Annotated in this window: 1 pseudogene; it reads left to right on the forward strand. The window is 66.7% G+C overall.

What is annotated here, in order from left to right:
- Window positions 1-106: 106 nt before the first annotated feature.
- Window positions 107-21,671: pseudogene (locus NS6_RS33345) on the forward strand (non-ribosomal peptide synthase/polyketide synthase); the annotation flags it as partial.

Genomic DNA, 21,671 nt, shown 5'->3' on the forward strand with positions numbered 1-21,671 from the left:
TGGTTTCTGTTGTCGATGACCGGAGCAGCCATCTCCAGGAAGTGATGCGAGGATGACCCGAACGGCACGCACTAGGCCCACCCGCGCCCGGCGCCCCCGTTTCACCAGCCTGCCCCAGCTCATGGCCACGGCCGTGGAAACCAACCCCACCGGGATCGCCGTCCGGTACGCCGATGCCACCACCACCCTCGGTCAGCTCACCTACGCGGAGCTGGACGAACGCTCCAACCGGCTGGCCCGGCTGCTCATCGCGCGCGGGGTGGGCCCCGAAGACCTGGTCGCGATCGGTATCCCGCGTTCGATCGAATCGGTGGTCGCGGTCTGGGCGGTGGCCAAGACCGGCGCCGGTTATGTGCCGGTGGACGTGAACCATCCCACGGACCGCATCACCCATATGGTGACCGATTCCGGCGTCGTATTCGGTCTGTCGGTGGCGGAATCGGTGGCCGGTCTACCGCAGCAGGTGGAGTGGCTGGCGGTCGACAGCCCGGATACCGCCGCCGCGCTCTCCCGGTACCCGGCCGAACCGGTGTCCTTCGACGAACGGCTGCGCCCGCTGCGCGCCGAGCATCCGGCCTATGTCATCTACACCTCCGGGTCGACCGGCCTCCCGAAGGGCGTCGTGGTCACCCAGGCCGGGCTGGCCGGGTTCTGCGCCGAAGAGTGCGAACGGTTCGTGGTGGACGCCACCGCCGGGCTCCTGCATTTCGCCTCGCCGTCCTTCGATATCTCGGTCAACGAAATGTTGATCGCCCTCGGCGCTGCGGCGACGCTGGTCGTCGTCGCGCCCACCGTGTACGGCGGCGACGAGCTTGCCGCGCTGCTGCGGCGCGAGCGAGTGACCCATATCATCCTCACCCCGTCCGCGCTGTCGTCGATCGATCCGGCGGGCCTCGACGATGTGCGCGTGGTGGTCGTCGGCGGTGAGGCGTGCCCGCCGGAACTGGTCCGGCGTTGGGCCGGAACGCTGGTGGACGGCCATCCGCGCAAATTCTTCAACGGGTACGGGCCCACCGAGACCACCATCCTGGTCAATATCAGTGAACCCCTGAAACCGGGCGAACCGGTCGATATCGGCGCGCCGGTCCGCAATGCCACCGAATACGTACTCGACGAACACCTGCGGCCGCTGCCCACCGGTGTGACGGGCGAACTCTATGTCGCCGGTATCCAATTGGCGCGTGGCTATCACAACCGCCCGTCCCTCACCGCCGAGCGTTTTGTGGCCAACCCGTTCGACGAGGGCGGCACCCGGCTCTACCGCACCGGTGACCTGGTGCGCTGGCGGGCGGACGGCGCGATGGACTATCTGGGTCGCAACGATTTCCAGGTGAAGATCCGCGGTTTCCGCATCGAACTGGGTGAGATCGACGCGGTGCTGGCCGGGCACGCCTCGGTGAATTTCGCCGTCACCATCGGGTATGAGCCCCCCAGCGGCGCCACCGTACTGGCCGCATACGTGCATCCGGCCGACGGGGCCGTCGTCGATGCCGGCGAACTGCTCGCCCTGGCCGAGAGCCGGCTACCCGCGTACATGGTTCCGGCAAGTATCACCGTGCTGGACAAGATCCCGCTGACCCCCATCGGGAAGCTGGACCGCCGGGCGCTGCCCGAACCGCAGCTGCGCACCACCGAATACCGTGAGCCGCAGACCTGGCTGGAGAAACAGGTCGCCTCCGTATTCACCGAACTGCTCCATCCCGCCGACCCGATCGGCGCCGATGACAACTTCTTCGACCTCGGCGGTAATTCGCTGATCGCGACCCAGGTGGTGGCCCGGCTGGGTGCGGTGGTGGATGCGCGTATCCCGGCCCGGATCATCTTCGAAGCCTCGACGGTGGCCCGCTTCGCGGAACGGCTCGCCGAGTTCGGCGGGGACGGTAACGAGCACCGGGCGCTCACCGCCCGGCCGCGTCCGGAGCGGGTGCCGCTGTCGATGGCGCAGCAGCGGATGTGGTTCCTGAACCGGTTCGACGAGCAATCCGCCGCGTACAGCATCCCGATTGCGGTACGGCTTTCGGGTGAGCTGAATGTGGCCGCCCTGCGCGCGGCGATCGGCGATCTGGTCGATCGGCACGAGGTGCTGCGGACCTACTACCCGGAGACCGAATCCGGTCCGGTGCAGGTGGTCCTTCCGCCGGGTGGGCAGATCGTCGAGCTGGAATCCCGGATCGTGGCACCCGACGCCGTCGAGACCGCGCTGATCGAACTGCTCTCGCTGCCTTTCGATGTCACCGCGGACGTGCCGCTACGGGGTGTGCTGTTCGAAATCGGCGGCGCGGCAGACGAATACGTACTCGCCGTGGTGGTGCACCATATCTCCGGTGACGGCGCCTCGACCGGGCCGCTGACCCGGGACCTGATGACCGCCTATGCCGCCCGCGCCGCGGGCGAGGAGCCGGGCTGGCAGCCGCTGGCCGTGCAGTACGCCGATTTCAGTATCTGGCAGCGTGAACTCCTCGGCGACGAGAACGATCCGGAATCACTGGCGCACAAACAGATCGAATACTGGCGCGAATCGCTGGCCGGCCTGCCGGATCAGCTGGAATTGCCGGCGGACCGGCCACGCCCGGCAGTGCAGTCGTTCGCGGGCGGCCGGATCGAGGTGCAGGTCGGCGCCGCGACCCACGCGGCACTGCTGGATATCGCGCGCGGCGCCAACGCGACTGTCTTCATGGTGGTCCATTCCGCCTTCGCCGTGTTGCTGTCGCGGCTGTCCGGAACCGGCGATATCGCCGTCGGTACGCCGCTCGCGGGCCGCGGTGAGGAAGCGCTCGAAGACCTGATCGGCATGTTCGTGAACACCGTGGTGTTCCGGACACAGCTGGATCAGGGTGAGGCCTTCACCGACCTGCTCGCTCGTCAGCGTGAGATCGATGTCGCCGCGCTTGCCCACGCCGATGTCCCGTTCGAACGCCTGGTGGAGGTGCTGAACCCGGTTCGCTCGCAGGCGCGGCATCCGCTGTTCCAGGTGGGCCTGTCGTTCCAGAACCTGGCGCAGACCAGTCTGGAGCTGCCCGGTCTGACGGTCTCGGGGGTGGAGTTCGATTCCGAACTGTCGCAGTTCGACCTGCATCTGATCATCGGCGACCGGTACGACGAGTCGGGTGCGCCGGTGGGTCTGGGGGGCGTCCTGACCTACGCTACGGCGCTGTTCGACCACGCGACCGCACAGGGCTTCGTGGACCGGTTCGTACGGTTGCTCGAGGCGATCGTCGCGGCTCCGCGGACCGCGGTCGGCGAGCTGGACCTGCTGGCTCCCGCCGAGCGGGCCGCGCTGGTGGAGCGTAATACGACTGCCCGGGAACTGGATTCGGCCGGTACCCTGGCCGCGCTGCTGGACGCCTCGTTCGCGGCGACTCCGGACGCAGTGGCGTTGGTGGCCGCCGACGGTGCGCGGGTGCCGTATTCGGAGCTGAGCGTGCGGGTCAACCGGCTGGCCCGGTATCTGATAGCGCAAGGGGTCGGGCCACAGGATCGTGTGGTGCTGGGCCTGCGCCGCTCGGTGGATCTGGTCGTCGCGATGTACGCGGTGTCGGTGGCCGGCGGTGCCTATGTGCCGATCGACCCCGACCAGGCGACCGAACGCACGAACTATATTCTCGAGACCGCGGCGCCCGTATGCGTGCTGACGAATGCCGAGAGCGAGTTCGGTGCGGGTGTCGTGGGTGTGCCGATGGTGGATCTGGACACTCTCGATCTCTCCGGCTACGCGGATACTCCGGTCACCGACGCGGATCGGGTGTCGCCGTTGCGTGCGTCGAATACGGCATACGTGATCTTCACGTCCGGCTCCACCGGGCGGCCGAAGGGTGTGCCGGTGCCGCACGCGGCGATCGTGAACCAGCTGCGGTACATCGTGGCCGAATTCGCGATGGACGCCTCGGACACGATCGTGCTCAAGACTGCGTCGACGTTCGATGTATCGGTGTGGGAGTTCTGGACCGCTGCCGTGTGTGGTGGCCGGATGGTCATCGCAACGCCGGACGGTCATCGCGACCCTGCCTACCTCAACGGCCTGATGGCACGTGAGAGTGTGACGACACTGGCAGTCGTGCCGTCGATGCTGGACGGGCTGCTGACCGCCGATGTGCGTATGCCCCCGTCGTTGCGGCGGGTGCTGGCGATCGGTGAAGCGTTGCCGGCGGCGACTACGCAGCGGATGCTCGCCGACTATCCGGATATCGGGATTTTCAACCTGTACGGTCCGACCGAGGCCGCGGTGTCGATTACGACGCATCGGGTCACGGCCGCGGATACGGTATCGGTGCCGATCGGCGCGCCGCAGTGGAATTCCCGCGTATACGTGCTGGACAGCCGATTGCAGCCGGTCCCGGACCGGGTGTCGGGCGAGTTGTATCTGAGCGGTATTCAGCTGGCCAGCGGGTATTTCGGTCGTGCGGATCTGAGTGCGGAGCGGTTCGTAGCCGATCCGTTCGCTGCGGGCGAGCGGATGTATCGCACGGGTGACCTTGTTGCCTGGAATCGTGATGGTGGTCTGGAGTATCGGGGTCGTACCGATTTCCAGGTCAAGATTCGTGGTTTCCGGATCGAGTTGGGTGAGATCGAGGCGGCGTTGCTGGCGTTGCCGGAGGTCGCGCAGGCGGCGGTGGTCGCGAAATCGGACCCGAAGACCGGCGACCGGCTCGTGGGCTATCTCGTCCCGTCCGCCGGTGAAGGCGTCGCTGCCGGTGAATCCGGTGGGGCCGAGCCGGATGTCCTGGGGGATGGCGGTATCGATCCGGTGCGCATCCAGGGCGAACCCGGGGCCGGTCTGGATTTTGTCCGTGTCCAGGACGCGCTGGCGCAGCGGTTGCCGTCGTACATGGTGCCGTCGGCGTTCGTCGAACTCGCGGCGCTGCCGTTGAATGTGCACGGCAAGCTGGATCGTAAAGCTTTGCCGGAGCCCGAGTTCGAGGCGCGGGAGTTCCGGGCGCCGTCGACTCCGATCGAAGAGGTCGTGGCGAGTACTTTCGCCGAGGTTCTGGGTGCCGATCGCGTGGGTGCCGATGACGATTTCTTCGCCCTCGGTGGTAATTCGCTGGTCGCGACGCAGGTTGCGGCGCGGTTGAGTAAGGCATTGGATACCACTGTCCCGGTGCGGGCGTTGTTCGAGGCGTCCACGGTGGCCGGTTTGGCTGTTCGGGTCGAGCAGCATGCGGGTTCGGGTGGTCGTGCGGCGTTGGTGGCGCAGCCGCGGCCGACGCGGGTCACCGAGTCGGGTGAGGTGCAGGCCGCGGTGCCGTTGTCGCTGGCGCAGCAGCGGATGTGGTTCCTCAACCGTTTCGATCAGCAGTCGGTGGCCTACAACATTCCGCTCGCGATCCGGTTGTCGGGCGCGCTGGATGTGGATGCTCTGCGAGCGGCGGTTGCGGATCTGGTGGCGCGGCACGAGGTGCTGCGCACGGTGTATCCGGATGCCGAGTCGGGTCCGGTGCAGGTCGTCCTACCGGTGGGACAGGCGGTGCCGCGACTGGAAGTGCGGACCGTCGCGGCCGGCGATATTGTCGCCGCCGTCTCGGAGCTGGCCTCCTCCGGTTTCGACGTCACCGGCGAGGTCCCGTTGCGGGTAACGCTTTTCGAGGTGAACCCGGCCGATGGTGCCACGGGCGCGGCAAGTGAATTCGTGCTCGCACTGGTGGTGCACCATATCGCCGCCGACGGTTCGTCGGTCGGCCCGCTGACCCGCGACCTGATGACTGCGTACGTGGCCCGCACGGCCGGTGAGGCCCCCGGATGGGCACCACTGCCGGTGCAGTACGCCGATTTCAGCATCTGGCAGCGCAACCTGCTGGGCGACGAATCCGATCCGGGATCGCTGGCGGCGAAGCAACTCGGGTACTGGGAATCAGTGCTGGCCGGGATTCCGGAGCAGCTCGACCTGCCGGCCGATCGCCCTCGGCCCGCTGTGCAGTCCTCGGTGGGCGGCCGGGTCGAGGTGCGGATCGACGCCGCGACACACGCCGGGCTACTGGCCATCGGCCAGCAACAGAACGCCACGTTGTTCATGGTGGTGCACGCCGCGCTGGCGGTACTGCTGTCGCGGCTGTCGGGTACCGACGACATCACTATCGGCACCCCGGTGGCCGGTCGCGGCGAACAGGTTCTGGACGATCTGATCGGTATGTTCGTGAACACCCTGGTGTTCCGGACCCGGCTCGATCGCGGCGAATCGTTCACCGAGCTGCTCGCCCGGCAGCGCGAAATCGATATCGCCGCCTACGCGCACGCCGATGTGCCCTTCGAACGCCTGGTGGAGGTGCTCAACCCCGTCCGTTCGCAGGCGCGGCATCCGCTGTTCCAAGTCGGGCTGACCTTCCAGAACATGGCGCGGTCCGCCCTGGAACTACCGGGGCTGACCGTCGCCGGTGTCGATATCGATATCGAGATCTCCCAGTTCGACCTGAACCTGATGGTCGGCGACAGCTACGACCCCGCGGGAACCCCGGCGGGTATGGACGGTTACCTGACCTACGCCACGGACCTGTTCGACCGGGCGACCGCGCAGGAATTCGTCGAGCGGTTCACGCGGTTGCTGGGTGAGATCGTCGCGAACGCATCGGCGCCGGTGGGGGATCTGGAGATCCTGGCGCCGATCGAGCGCGGCCGGGTGTTGTCGGAGTGGAATGCGACCGAACACGAGCTGCCGGAGCGGTTGCTGTTGGATGGGTTCGAGCGGATGGCGGCCGCGCACCCGGATCGGGTGGCGGTGTCGTTCGAGGGGACGAGTCTGTCTTACGGCGAGTTTTCGTCTCGGGTGAATCGTTTGGCGCGGTATCTGGTTGCGCAGGGTGTGGGTCCGGAGTCGTTGGTCGGGTTGCTTGCTTCTCGGTCGGTGGATCTGGTTGTGGGTATGTATGCGGTGGTGGCGGCCGGTGGTGCGTATGTGCCGTTGGATCCCGCGCATCCGGCGGAGCGGATCGGTTACATCCTGGATACGGCGGCACCGGTGTGTCTGTTGTCCACTACTGCCGATGCGGAGGCTGTCGGGATCGAACCGGTAGCCGGAGCGGCCGCTTCCGGCGTCGGCCGGGACAGTGCGATCGCTGGTGACAGTGTGGGTGTGCTTGCAGGGGTGCCAGTTCTGGCGTTGGACACTCTTGATACCGGTGGTTTCGATGCCGCGCCGGTGACGAATGCGGATCGGCTCGCGCCGGTTCGGCCGTCGAATACGGCGTATGTGATCTTCACGTCGGGTTCGACGGGTCGTCCGAAGGGTGTGGCGGTGCCGCATTCGGCGATTGCGAACCAGGTCGCGTGGATGCTGGCGCAATATCCGTTGAATACGGGTGACGTCTATCTGCAGAAGACCGCGACTACGTTCGACGTGTCGTTGTGGGGTTACTTCCTGCCGTTGGCCGCGGGTGCGCATTTGGTGGTGGCGACTCCGGATGGTCATCGTGATCCGGAGTATCTGGCGCAGGTCATTGCCGAGCAGCGAGTAACCGTGACGGACTTTGTGCCGTCGATGTTGACGGTGTTTGCGGCGCATACGGCCGCCGGATCTGTTCCGAGTCTCGAGCATGTGTTCGTGATCGGTGAAGCTTTGCCGCCGGAGACTGTGACCGCGATGCATGCGGTTTCGGATGCGGCTGTGCACAACTTGTATGGTCCGACCGAGGCTGCGGTGTCGATCACTTATTGGCGGGCCACAGGCGCGGAGACCGGGAGTGTGCCGATCGGTGTGCCGCAGTGGAACAGCCGCGTGTACGTCTTGGATTCGCGGTTGCGTCCGGTGCCCGAGGGTGTCACGGGTGAGCTGTATCTCGCGGGTGATCAGTTGGCTCGTGGGTATGTGACGCGTCCGGATTTGAGTTCTGACAGGTTTGTGGCGAGTCCGTTCGATCCGGGTGCGCGGATGTATCGCACGGGGGATTTGGTGCGGTGGCAGCGGGTCGATGGTGAGCCGGTGTTGGAGTATTTGGGTCGTACGGATTTTCAGGTGAAGTTCCGTGGTCAGCGGATCGAGCTGGGTGAGATCGAGTCGGCGTTCCTGGCGCAGCCGCAGGTGAGTCAGGCTGCGGTGACGGTGGCTGCTTCCCAGTTGGGTGAGCAGCTGGTCGCCTACGTGGTGCCCGCACCAGGGTCTCAGATCGAGCAGACAGCCCTGCTGGACGCTGTGCGTGAAGTTCTGCCGACCTATATGGTTCCGGCGGCCGTGGTCTCGCTCGATGCGTTCCCGTTGAATACTTCGGGCAAGCTGGATCGTAAGGCGTTGCCGGAGCCGACGTTCGAAATGCGTGAGTTCCGTGCCGCGTCGACTCCGATCGAGGAGATCGTGGCGGGGGTTTTCGCCGATGTCCTCGGTGTGCGCAGGGTCGGCGCGGACGACGATTTCTTCGCGTTGGGTGGTAACTCGCTGATCGCGACCCAGGTCGCTGCCCGGGTCGGGCAGGCGCTGGATGCGCAGGTGCCGGTGCGGATGCTGTTCGAGGCATCCACGGTGACCTCGCTGGCTGCCCGAATCGAGGAGCAAGCAGGGGCCGGGGGCCGCGCTGCCCTGGTACCGCAGCAGCGTCCGACCATGACGTTGCGGACTGGTGAGGTCGTAGCGGCGGCGCCGTTGTCGTCGGCGCAGCAGCGGATGTGGTTCCTCAACCGCTTCGATCAGCAGTCGCCGGCATACAACCTGCCGATGGCGATCCGGTTGTCCGGTGACCTGGATGTGGCCGCCCTGCGTGCGGCAGTCGGAGATCTGGTGCGGCGGCACGAGGTGTTGCGCACGGTGTACCCGGAGACCGAATCCGGCCCGGTGCAGGTGGTGCTGCCGGCCGGAGCCGCCGGGCCGGGCTTGCAGGTGCGTTCGGTGCCGGCCGCCGAGGTCATCGCCGCGGTGTCGGAGCTGGCATCGACCGGTTTCGATGTGACGGCCGAGGTGCCGTTGCGGGTGGCGTTGTTCCGGGTGGACGGGCCGGCCGATACGGCCGGCGTCGATACCGGTGCCGTGCACGGGGAGTTCGTACTGGCGATGGTGGTGCACCATATCGCCAGTGACGGTTCCTCGGTGGGGCCGCTGACCCGGGATCTGATGATCGCCTACGCGGCGCGCTCCGCCGGTGAGGCACCGGGCTGGGCGCCGTTGCCGGTGCAGTACGCCGACTACAGCATCTGGCAGCGGGCGCTGCTCGGCGACGAATCCGATCCGGAATCGCCGGCAGCCCAGCAGCTCGGGTACTGGGAGTCGGCGCTGGCCGGGATCCCGGACCAACTCGACCTGCCCATGGACCGGCCGCGGCCGGCGGCGCAGTCGTTCGCCGGGGGCCGGGTAGAGATACGCCTGGATCCCGAACTCCATGCCGGGCTGCTACGGGTGGCGCAGCAGCAGGGCGCCACCTTGTTCATGGTGCTGCATTCGGCATTGGCGGTGCTGCTGTCGCGGCTGTCCGGCGCCGATGACATCACCATCGGTACGCCGATCGCGGGTCGCGGTGAGCAAGCTCTCGACGATCTGATCGGTATGTTCGTGAACACCCTGGTGTTCCGGACCCGGCTCGATCGCGGCGAAGCGTTCACCGATCTGCTGGCCCGGCAGCGCGAGATCGATATCGCCGCCTACGCGCATGCGGATGTGCCGTTCGAGCGTTTGGTGGAGGTGCTGAACCCGGTTCGTTCGACCGCGCGGCACCCGCTGTTCCAAGTGGGGCTCACCTTCCAGAACATGGGGCCGGCCGGTCTGGTCCTGCCCGGTCTGGCGGTATCGGCAGTGGACTTCGATACCGAGATGTCGCAGTTCGACCTGAACCTCATCGTCGGCGATTCCTACGACGAAACCGGCGAACCCCTGGGGTTGGACGGATACCTGAACTACGCCACCGCATTGTTCGATCACGCCACGGTGGCCGGATTCGCCGACCGGCTGACCCGGTTGCTGCGCGGCATCGTCGCGGACCCCGCCGTGCCGGTCGGTGACCTCGAGATCCTCGCCGCGGCCGAACGCACGCTGGTGCTCGAGCAATGGAACGCCACCGGGTACCCCTTCACCCCGCGGCTGCTGCTGGAAGGATTCGACCGCGCGGCCACCGCTTTCCCGGCTCGGGTGGCGGTGACGTACGAGGGGACGAGTCTGACCTACGGCGAGTTCGCCGAGCGGGTGAATCGCTTGGCGCGACTGCTGATCGCGCAGGGGGTCGGCCCGGAATCGCTGGTCGGGTTGCTCATGTCGCGGTCGCTGGATCTGGTGGTCGGTATGTATGCGGTGGTGGCCGCCGGTGGTGCGTATGTGCCCCTGGATCCCGCGCATCCGGCCGAGCGGATCGGTTACATCCTGGAGACCGCGCAACCGGTCTGCCTGCTGTCGACTACTGCCGACGCGCGGGTTCTCCGCGGCGACGTGGACGCGGTGCCGGCCGGCGGCGCCGGATCGGACGAGTTCGCCGGTATGCCGGTGCTCACCGTGGACACTCTCGATACCAGCGATTTCGACGCCGCACCGGTCACCGATGTGGATCGTCATGCGCCAATGCGACCGTCGAATACCGCGTATGTGCTCTTCACGTCGGGTTCGACGGGCCGGCCGAAAGGCGTGGCGATTCCGCATTCGGCGATCGCCAACCAGATCGCGTGGATGCTGTCGCAGTATCCGATGGGTTCGGCCGATGTGTATCTGCAGAAGACGGCGACCACGTTCGATGTTTCGCTGTGGGGTTACTTCCTGCCGTTGGCCGCAGGCGCGCACTTGGTGGTGGCGACCCCGGACGGCCATCGCGACCCCGAATATCTGGCGCAGGTCATCTCCCGGCAGCAGGTGACGATCACCGATTTCGTGCCGTCGATGCTGACGGTGTTCGCCGCGCATACCGCACCGGGGTCGATCCCGAGCCTGCGCCATATTTTCGCGGTCGGGGAGGCGTTGCCTCCCGAAACCGTCACCGCGATGCACGCAATCTCCGATGCCACGGTGCACAACCTCTACGGTCCGACCGAGGCCGCTGTCTCGATCACCTACTGGCAGGCCACCGGCGACGAGTCGGGCAGTGTGCCGATCGGTGTGCCGGAGTGGAACTCGCGGGTATATGTGCTGGATGCCCGGTTGCGGCCGGTCCCCGAGGGGGTCACCGGTGAGCTGTACCTGGCCGGCGATCAGCTGGCCCGTGGATATGTAACGCGCCCGGACCTGAGTTCGGATCGATTCGTGGCGAGCCCGTTCGACGCCGGCCGGCGGATGTACCGCACAGGCGATCTGGTGCGTTGGCAGCGGATCGCCGGTCAGCCCGCTCTGGAATACCTGGGCCGTTCCGATTTCCAGGTGAAGTTCCGTGGCCAGCGCATCGAACTCGGGGAGATCGAATCCGCGTTCCTGGCGCAGCCGCAGGCCAGCCAGGTGGTGGTGACCGTCGCCGCTTCCCAGCTCGGTGAACAGCTGGTGGCGTACGTGGTGCCCGCACCTGGGCAGCAGATCGTATCGGCCGCCTTGCTGGAGGCGGTGCGTGAGGTTCTGCCGACCTATATGGTCCCCGCGGCTGTCGTCGAACTCGACGCGTTCCCGCTCAATACCTCCGGCAAGCTGGATCGCAAGGCGCTGCCGGAACCGGCCTTCGAGACCCGGGAATTCCGTGCCCCGTCGACCCCGATCGAGGAGATCGTCGCCGGAGTCTTCGCCGATGTGCTGCATGTGGAACGCGTGGGCGCGGACGACGATTTCTTCGCTCTCGGCGGTAACTCCCTGATCGCTACCCAGGTGGCTGCGCGCCTCGGGGCGGCGCTGGACACCACGGTCGCGGTCCGGTTGCTTTTCGAAACGTCCACTGTCACGGCCCTGGCTGCCCGGATCCAGGAACAGACCGGATCCGGTGGTCGCCCGGCGCTGGTGCCGCAGCCGCGCCCGAGCCGGGAACTTCTGTCGGGCGAGGTCGTGGCGGCTGCGCCGTTGTCACCGGCGCAGCAGCGGATGTGGTTCCTCAACCGCTTCGACGGGGCGTCGGCCGCGTACAACATTCCGTTGGCGATCCGCTTGTCGGGCGCTCTCGACGTGGTAGCTCTGCGGGCGGCGGTCGCGGATCTCGTAGCGCGGCACGAGGTCTTGCGAACGGTGTACCCGGAAACCGGGGCCGGTCCGGTGCAGGTGGTACTGCCTGCGGGGCAGGCCGCCCCGGGGCTCGAGGTGCGGTCGGTGGCCGCCGCGGATATCGTTGCGGCCGTTTCGGAGTTGGCGGCGACAGGTTTCGATGTGACCGCCGAGGTGCCGTTGCGGGTGGCGCTACTCGAGGTGACCGGCCCGGCCGGCACCGCGGACGAGTTCGTCCTGGTGCTGGTGGTGCACCATATCGCGACCGACGGTTCGTCGATCGCGCCGTTGACCCGTGATGTGATGACCGCCTACGCGGCGCGATCCGCGGGCGAAGCGCCGGGTTGGTCGCCCTTGCCGGTGCAGTACGCCGATTTCAGTATCTGGCAACGGGACCTGCTGGGCGACGAGGCCGATCCGGAATCGCTGGCGGCGAAGCAGCTCGGTTACTGGGAATCGGCGCTGGCCGGGGTCCCGGACCAACTCGACCTGCCGATGGACCGCCCGCGTCCGGCGGTGCAGTCGTTCACCGGTGGACGCGTACCCGTCCATATCGATGCCGAGATCCACAATGGTTTGCAGCAGTTGGCGCAGCAGCAGGGCGCGACCCTGTTCATGGTGGCGCATACCGCGTTCGCGGTACTGCTGTCGCGGTTGTCCGGTATCGACGACATCACCATCGGCACACCCGTCGCCGGTCGCGGTGACCAGGCGCTCGACGATCTGATCGGTATGTTCGTCAACACCCTGGTGTTCCGGACCCGGTTCGACCGCGAGGAGACTTTCACCGAGCTGCTGGCGCGGCAGCGGCAGGTGGATATCGCGGCATTCGCCAACGCGGATGTGCCGTTCGAACGTCTGGTGGAGGTGCTGAACCCGGCGCGTTCGCAGGCGCGGCACCCGCTGTTCCAGGTCGGGTTCACCTTCCAGAATCTCGGCCGCACCAGTCTCGAACTGCCAGGGCTCACGGTCTCCGGTGTCGATATCGATACCGAGATCTCCCAGTTCGACCTGAACCTCATCCTCGGCGACGCCTACAACGAAACCGGTGCACCCCAGGGTGTTTCGGGTTATGTGACCTATGCGTCCGCGTTGTTCGACCGCACGACAGTGCAGGGTTTCGTCGACCGGTTCATCCGGTTGCTGGGTGAGATCGTCGCGAATGCCTCGATGCCGGTGGGTGATCTCGAAATCCTTGCGCCCGCCGAGCGCGGCCGGGTGCTGTCGGAGTGGAATGCGACCGGGCATGTGTTGCCGGAGCGGTTGTTGCTGGATGGGTTCGAGCGGATGGCCTCGGCGCACCCGGATCGGGTGGCGGTGTCGTTCGAGGGGACGAGTCTGTCGTACGGCGAGTTTTCGTCTCGGGTGAATCGTTTGGCGCGGTATCTGGTTGCGCAGGGTGTGGGTCCGGAGTCGTTGGTCGGGTTGCTCGCTTCTCGGTCGGTGGATCTGGTTGTGGGTATGTATGCGGTGGTGGCGGCCGGTGGTGCGTATGTGCCGTTGGATCCCGCGCATCCGGCGGAGCGGATCGGTTACATCCTGGATACGGCGGCACCGGTGTGTCTGTTGTCCACTACTGCCGATGCGGAGGCCGTCGGGATCGAACCGGCAGACGGTGTGGGGATCGCCGGTTTCGATAGTGATGGTGCCGAGGGCGGTGACCGTGTCGGCGGTGACAGTGTGGGCACGCTTGCGGGTGTTCCGGTGTTGGCGTTGGACACTCTCGATACCGGTGGTTTCGATGCCGGGCCGTTGACCGATGCCGATCGGCTCGCGCCGGTTCGGCCGTCGAATACCGCCTACGTCATCTTCACCTCCGGTTCGACGGGTCGTCCGAAGGGTGTCGCGGTGCCGCATTCGGCGATCGCGAACCAGGTCGCGTGGATGCTGGCGCAATACCCGATGGACGCATCGGATGTGTATTTGCAGAAGACCGCGACCACGTTCGACGTGTCCCTGTGGGGTTACTTCCTCCCTCTGGCCGCGGGTGCGCATTTGGTGGTGGCGACTCCGGATGGTCATCGTGATCCGGAGTATCTGGCGCGAATGATTGCCGAGCGGCAGGTGACGGTCACCGATTTCGTGCCGTCGATGTTGACGGTGTTCGCTGCGCATACGGCTGTGGGTTCGATTCCGAGTCTCGAGCATGTGTTCGTGATCGGTGAAGCCCTGCCCCCGGAGACCGTCACGGCGATGCACGCGGTCTCGGATGCGGCTGTGCACAACTTGTACGGTCCGACCGAGGCCGCGGTGTCGATCACCTATTGGCAGGCCACCGGCGCGGAGACTGCGAGTGTGCCGATCGGTGTGCCGCAGTGGAATTCGCGTGTGTATGTGTTGGATTCGCGGTTGCGTCCGGTGCCCGAGGGTGTGACGGGTGAGTTGTATCTTGCGGGTGATCAGTTGGCTCGTGGGTATGTGACGCGTCCGGATTTGAGTTCTGACAGGTTTGTGGCGAGCCCGTTCGATCCGGGTGCGCGGATGTATCGCACTGGGGATTTGGTGCGGTGGCAGCGGGTCGATGGTGAGCCGGTGTTGGAGTATCTCGGTCGTACGGATTTCCAGGTGAAGTTCCGTGGTCAGCGGATCGAGCTGGGTGAGATCGAGTCGGCGTTCCTGGCGCAGCCGCAGATCAGCCAGGCGGTTGTCACGGTCGCGGCCTCGCAGCTCGGTGAGCAGCTGGTCGCCTACGTGGTGCCCGCTCCCGGCAATCAGGTTGTGCAGGCGGCTTTGCTGGATGCTGTGCGTGAGGCGCTGCCGAGCTACATGGTCCCTGCCGCTGTGGTCGAGCTGGATGCGTTCCCGCTGAACACCTCCGGCAAGCTGGATCGTAAGGCGCTGCCGGAGCCGACTTTCGAGGCACGTGAGTTCCGTGCGCCGTCGACCCCGATCGAGCAGATTGTGGCCGGTGTGTTCGCCGATGTCCTCGGTGTCGACCGGATCGGCGCGGACGACGATTTCTTCGCCCTCGGCGGTAACTCGCTGATCGCGACCCAGGTCGCCGCCCGGTTGGGTCAGGCCCTGGACACGCGGGTGCCGGTGCGGATGCTGTTCGAGGCATCGACGGTGTCGGCGCTGGCGGCCTCCGCAGAGACCGCCACCGACCGCGCCGATCGGCCTGTGCTCGCCCCGCAGCCGCGACCCGACCGGGTCCCGTTGTCGCTGGCGCAGCAACGGATGTGGTTCCTCAACCAGTTCGACCCCGATTCGGCGGCCTACAACATTCCCGTCGCGGTCCGCCTGACCGGTGTTCTCGACGTGGCAGCGTTGCGCACAGCCGTCACCGATGTGGTTTCGCGACACGAAACCCTGCGCACCGTATACCCCTCCCATGACGGCCGGCCCTACCAGATGGTGCTGCCGGTCGCGCAGGCCGTGCCCGACCTCACGCCGATACCGGTGGCGGCCGAGGAGCTACGCGCACGGATCACCGAGGTGATCGCGGCCGGTTTCGACGTGACCACCGAAATCCCCTTGCGGGCGGCGCTGTTCCATCCGGCCGTCGATGAATACGTGCTGGTTTTCGTAGTGCACCACATCAGCTCCGACGGCTGGTCGATGGGTCCGCTGACCCGCGATGTGATGACTGCCTACGCCGCCCGTTCCGCCGGTGCAGTACCCGAATGGGCGCCGTTGCCCGTCCAGTACGCCGACTACAGCATCTGGCAGCGAGAAGTTCTCGGCTCGGAGGACGATCCGGAGAGCTTGGTCAGCGCGCAGGCGCAGTACTGGCGCCGTGCGCTGGCCGGGTTGCCGGACGAACTGAATCTGCCCGGTGATCGGCCGCGGCCCAGCGCCCAATCGTTCGCCGGTGGCACCGTGCCCTTCCAGATCGATACCCGGCTGCATCAGGGTGTGACCCGGCTGGCCGCCGAACACAACAGCACGGTGTTCATGGTCGTGCATGCGGCGCTGGCGCTGTTGCTGGCCCGGTTGTCGGGCACCGACGATGTGGCCGTCGGCACCCCGATCGCGGGTCGCGGTGAGGCCGAACTCGACGATGTGGTCGGTATGTTCGTCAACACCCTGGTCCTGCGGTCGCATGTGCGGGGTGAGCTGAGCTTCTCCGAATTCCTCACGGCGACCAAGGATGCCGATCTCCAGGCGTTCGCGCACGCCGATGTGCCGTTCGAACGCCTGGTGGAACTCGTCGAGGTCGAGCGTTCCACGGCCCGGCATCCGCTGTTCCAGGTCGCGCTCTCGTTCGACAATCTGCCGGCCGCCGGATTCGAACTGCCCGGGTTGCGGATCGCCGGTGTCGAGTTCGATGTCGACACCGCCAAATTCGATCTCTCGCTGCGGGTCGTCGAAACCGAAGCCGGGATGGTGGCGGAATTCTCCTACGCCCGCGACCTCTTCGACGAGGAGACCGTCGGGGTTTTCGCCCGCCGTTTCGTGCAGCTGCTGGACGCACTCGTCCGGACGCCCGACGCACCGATCGGCGATCTTGCGATCATCGACGATTCCGAATACCGCCTGCTCACCCGTATCCATGGTGACGAGGTGATGGCGACCGGGCTGTTGCCGGAGATCCTGCACCACGGTGCCCGGACCAACCCCGACGGTGTGGCGGTCCGGTACCGCGGCCGGTCGGTGACCTACCGGGAGCTGGACGCGGAATCCTCGCGTCTGGCCCGTGTGCTGATCGATCGCGGTGTCGGGCCGGAAAGTATTGTGGCACTGGCTTTCCCGCGCTCATATGAGATCGTGCTGGCATTCTGGGCGGTTACCAAGGCCGGTGGCGCGCATCTGCCGGTGGATCCCGGATACCCGGCGGACCGGATGCGGCATATGCTCTCCGACTCCGGCGCTGTACTGGGCTTGACCAGCAGTGAGTTCGTCGACCGCCTACCGGGTGATTCCCCCTGGCTGCGGTTGGACGATCCGGCCTTGCAGGCCGAGATCGCGGCGAAGCCGGACCACCGGATCACCGATGCCGAGCGGATCGCGCCGCTGATGATGTGGCATCCGGCCTACGTCATCTACACCTCCGGCTCCACCGGCCTGCCGAAGGGCGTCGTGGTGACGCATGCGGGTATCGGCGGTCTCGCCGATGTGGCGGCCGATCTGTACCAGCTCGATTCGCAGCACCGGTTCCTGCACATCTGCTCGCCCAGTTTCGATCCGTCGGTACTGGAATGGGTCTGCACGGGGTATGTCGGCGCCACCCTGGTGGTGGTGCCCGGTGAGATCATCGGCGGACCCGACCTGGCCGAACTGCTGCGGTCGGAAGAAGTGACCCATATGGTCATCACTCCGGCGGTGCTCGGCACCATGGACCCGGCGAATCTGGATGCGCTGCAGGTGGTGTCCGTCGGCGGTGATGTGACCACCCCGGAACTGCTGGCCAAATGGGAGCCGGGGCACAAGTACTTCAACGGCTACGGCCCCACCGAGACCACGATCATTTCCTCGTACGCGCGGTTGTTCCCCGGCGAACACGTCACCATCGGCGACCCGGTGCACGGCATCTCGGCACTGGTCCTGGACGCGCGGTTGAATCCGGTACCGCCGGGTGTAGCGGGTGAGCTGTACCTGTCCGGCGGTGCGCTGGCACGCGGTTACCACAACCGGGCCGGCCTGACCGCCGACCGTTTCGTGGCCAACCCGTTCAGTTTCGAGGGTTCGCGCATGTATCGCACCGGCGATGTCGTGCGCTGGTATGCGGCGCCCGGTGCGCGGGCCGGTAACGAGGCCTTGCCCACGGTGTCCTGGGAACTGGACTACGTCGGCCGCTCCGACTTCCAGGTGAAGATCCGCGGTTTCCGTGTCGAACTGGGTGAGATCGACACCGCCCTGGCCGCGCACCCGGATATCGATTATGCGGTGACACTCGGCCGCGAAACCGCCGCGGGCGCGACGATTCTGGTGTCGTATGTGCTCCCGGTCCGGGGGCGCAGCGTCGATACCGGCGCGGTGACCGAATTCGTCGCCGCGGGACTGCCCGCACATATGGTGCCGTCGGCGATCGTGGTCCTGGACCGGATACCGCTCACGCCGGTAGGCAAACTGGACCGCAAGGCGCTACCGGAACCCGTGCTGGAGGCGCAGAGCTACCGCGCCCCGGTGGGTGAGGCCGAAACCGTGATCGCCGAGGTGTTCGCCGATGTGCTCGGGGCCGATCGGATCGGTGTCGACGATTCGTTCTTCGCCCTCGGCGGCGACAGTATTCTGTCGATCCAGCTGGTCTCCCGGGCCAAGGCACGCGGTGTGGCGTTCAGCCCGCGCGATGTGTTCGAGCGGCGGACCGTGGCCGGGCTCGCCGAGATTGCGACGGTCGGCGCCGCTGCGGAACAACGGCTCGCGGAACTGCCCGGCGGCGGGATCGGCACCATGCCGGTGCTGCCGGTCATGTCCCAGATCCTGCACGACGGTGCGCCGTATCAGCGGTTCACCCAGCCGATGATGCTGCGCCTGCCGGTCGATATCGATCGCGAAACCCTGGTCGCGACCCTGTCCGCAGTATTCGATCACCACGATGTGCTGCGTTCCCGGCTGGTGCGGCCGGCGGCGGGTGCCCCGGAGTTCGAGGTGCTGGCCCCCGGCGCGATCGCTATCGACGAGCTGGTGCACCGGGTCGACCTCGACGACGAGATCGGCGAAGCCGAACTCGCCCGCCTCGCCTCCGCCGAATTCGATGCCGCGCTGGGACGGCTGGACCCGGACCGGGCCGTGATGGCGCAGTTCGTCTGGTTCGCCTTCCGCGGCGAACGACGCGATGTGCTGCTGTTCGTGGCGCATCATTTCGTCATCGACGGTGTGTCGTGGCGCATGGTCATCCCGGACCTGGCACTGGCCTGGTCGCAGCTAGCGGCCGGGCAAGCGGTGGCCTTGCCGCCGGTCGGCACCTCGCTGCGCCGCTGGGCGCACGGCCTGGCCGAGGCCGCCGGCGATCCGGAACGCCTTGCCGAATTGCCGTATTGGCAGAAGACCGCCGCCACCCCGGACCCGCTGCTCGGCGCCCGGGCGTTCGATCCGGCGATCGATACCAACGCGACCGTCGAACGGTTCGAGGTATCGCTGCCCACCGAAGTCACCGAGGCGGTGCTGACCACCGCCGGCGCCCGCTACCACGGCGGCCCCAACGACGCCCTGCTGGCGGCGCTCGCGCTGGCCGTGGCACGCCTGCGCGGTGACGATCCGTCGGCGGCGGTACTGGTCAAGCTGGAAGGGCACGGTCGCGAAGAGACCGTGGTGCCGGGCGCCGACCTGTCCCGCACCGTCGGCTGGTTCACGGCCGTGCATCCGGTACGGCTGGAGTTGCCGGGTATCGATCCGGACGAAGCCTTCGCGGGCGGTCCCGCTATGGGTGCGCTGGTGAAATCGGTGAAGGAACAACTGCGCGCGGTTCCGGAGAAGGGACTCGGCTACGGCCTGCTGCGCTACCTGAACCCCGAAACCGGCGACGCCTTGCCGGAACGGGTACCGGGACAGATCAGCTTCAACTATCTCGGCCGTGTCTCCGCCGGTGAGATCCCCGCCGAAATGGCCGAACTCGGCTGGCTCCCGACTGCCGATCTGGGTCCGGTGGATGCGGACGCGGATCGTGATATGCCCGCCAACGCAGTGCTCGATATCAACGCAATCGTCAATTCCGGCGCCGACGGCCCGGTATTGAGCGCGTCCTTCGCCTATCCGAGCGGACTGCTCACCGAAGCAGAAGCACGCGAGTTCGCGGACCTGTGGGTCGTCGCACTCACCGCGCTCGCCGACCATATCCGCCGGCCCGGCGCCGGTGGTTTCACCCCGTCCGATATGTCGCTGGTCAGTGTTTCCCAAGGCGATATCGAACGATGGGAGCGCCGCTATCCGGCGCTGACCGAGGTGTGGCCACTGTCGCCGCTGCAGGCCGGGCTACTGTTCCACGCCCAATTCGTGGGTGGCGGGCACGATGTCTACACCATGCAGAACTGGGTCGGCTTGGGTGGCGACGTGGACCCGGCCCGCCTGCGGCGTGCCGCCGAGGCCATGGTCGGCCGCCACCCGAATCTGCGGACCGCGTTCGTCGCGGACTCCACCGGCGAATGGGTACAGGTGGTGCTGGACTCCGTGCAGGTGCCGTGGCACGACGTCGACTTGCGTGATCTGCCGGAGCCGGAACGCAGCGACGCATTGAACCGGTTGCTGGTCGCGGACGAAACCGATCATTTCGATATGTCGGCGCCGCCGATGATCCGGTTCCAGCTGGCCCGTTTGGCCGAGAACGAGTGGCTGTTGGCAATTACCACCCACCACATCCTCCTCGACGGCTGGTCCATGCCGCTGCTCATGCAGGAATTGCTGGCACTGTACGCGGTGCGTGGCGATACCTCGGTGCTGCCGCGAGTGATGTCGTACCGTAACTTCCTGTCCTGGCTGGCCGACCGGGATCATTCGGCCTCCGTACAGGCGTGGCGCGTGGCGCTCGACGGATTCACCGAGCCGGCGTTGCTGGTGCCGGAACCGGTGGTCGCCGCAAGCTACGACGTAGGCGATCACGTCATCGAGATCGACGCCGACCGCACGCGGCAACTCGCCGCGCGTGCAGCCGACCTCGGAATCACGATGAACACCCTGTTGCAGGCAGCCTGGGGAGTTCTGCTCGGTTGGTACACGGGCCGTGACGACGTGGTGTTCGGTGCCACGGTGTCCGGGCGCCCGGCCGAACTCACCGGTGTCGAGACCATGGTCGGACTGTTCATCAACACGCTGCCGGTGCGGGTCCGGGCCGATCACCGGAGCAGTACCGATGATCTGCTCACCGACCTGCAGCGCGAACAAGCCGCCCTGTTGGAGCATCACTACCTCGGGCTCACCGATATCCAGCGGGCTGCCGGTGCCGCGGTGCAGTTCGACAGCTTGTTCGTCTTCGAGTCCTATCCCACCGACGCCGGAACTGTCGCCGCCACCAGCGATATCGACGGTATGTCCATCACCGGGGTAGGGACGCACGGCGACACCCACTACCCACTGACCCTGATGGTGACTGCCGACAATGTGGTCCACATCTCGCTGAAATACCTGGTCGGTCAGTTCGACGCGCCGACGGTCGAAACCCTGGCGGCGCGACTGGTACGGGTGATCGATCATCTGGTCGACGCGCCAGGACAGCCGGTGGGGGATGCGCAGTTCCTCAGTCCTGCCGAACGAGCGGACCTGGGTTCGCGGTCGGGTGGTCCGGCGGTCCCGGCGCGGACGTTGCCGGAGTTGCTGGCCGCCGCCGTGGCGGTCGACCCGGCGGCGCCGGCGGTGGTGTTCGAGGGCCGCCGGTACTCCTACGAAGAGTTCGACGAGCGGTCGAACCGTTTGGCGCGTGCGTTGATCGGCCTCGGCCTGGGGGCCGAGGATGTGGTGGCCGTGGCGGTGCCGCGGTCGGCGGATTCGGTGCTGGCCGAGTGGGCCGTGACGAAGTCGGGTGCGGCGTTCCTGCCGATCGATCCGACGTATCCGGCGGACCGGATCGCGCATATGCTCACCGATTCCGGTGCGTCCGTGGGTATCACGGTGTCGTCGGTGCGTGGTGAGCTGCCGGATTCGGTGGACTGGCTGGTCCTCGACGAATTCGAGATCTACGGGTACGCCGCCACTGCGATCACCGATGCGGAACTAGTGCGGCCGGTGACCCCGGCAAATACCGCGTATGTCATCTACACGTCGGGTTCGACGGGTGTGCCCAAGGGTGTGGTGG

Origin of the sequence: Nocardia speluncae NBRC 108251, from assembly GCF_001613245.1 — a bacterium.
Taxonomy (GTDB): domain Bacteria; phylum Actinomycetota; class Actinomycetes; order Mycobacteriales; family Mycobacteriaceae; genus Nocardia; species Nocardia speluncae.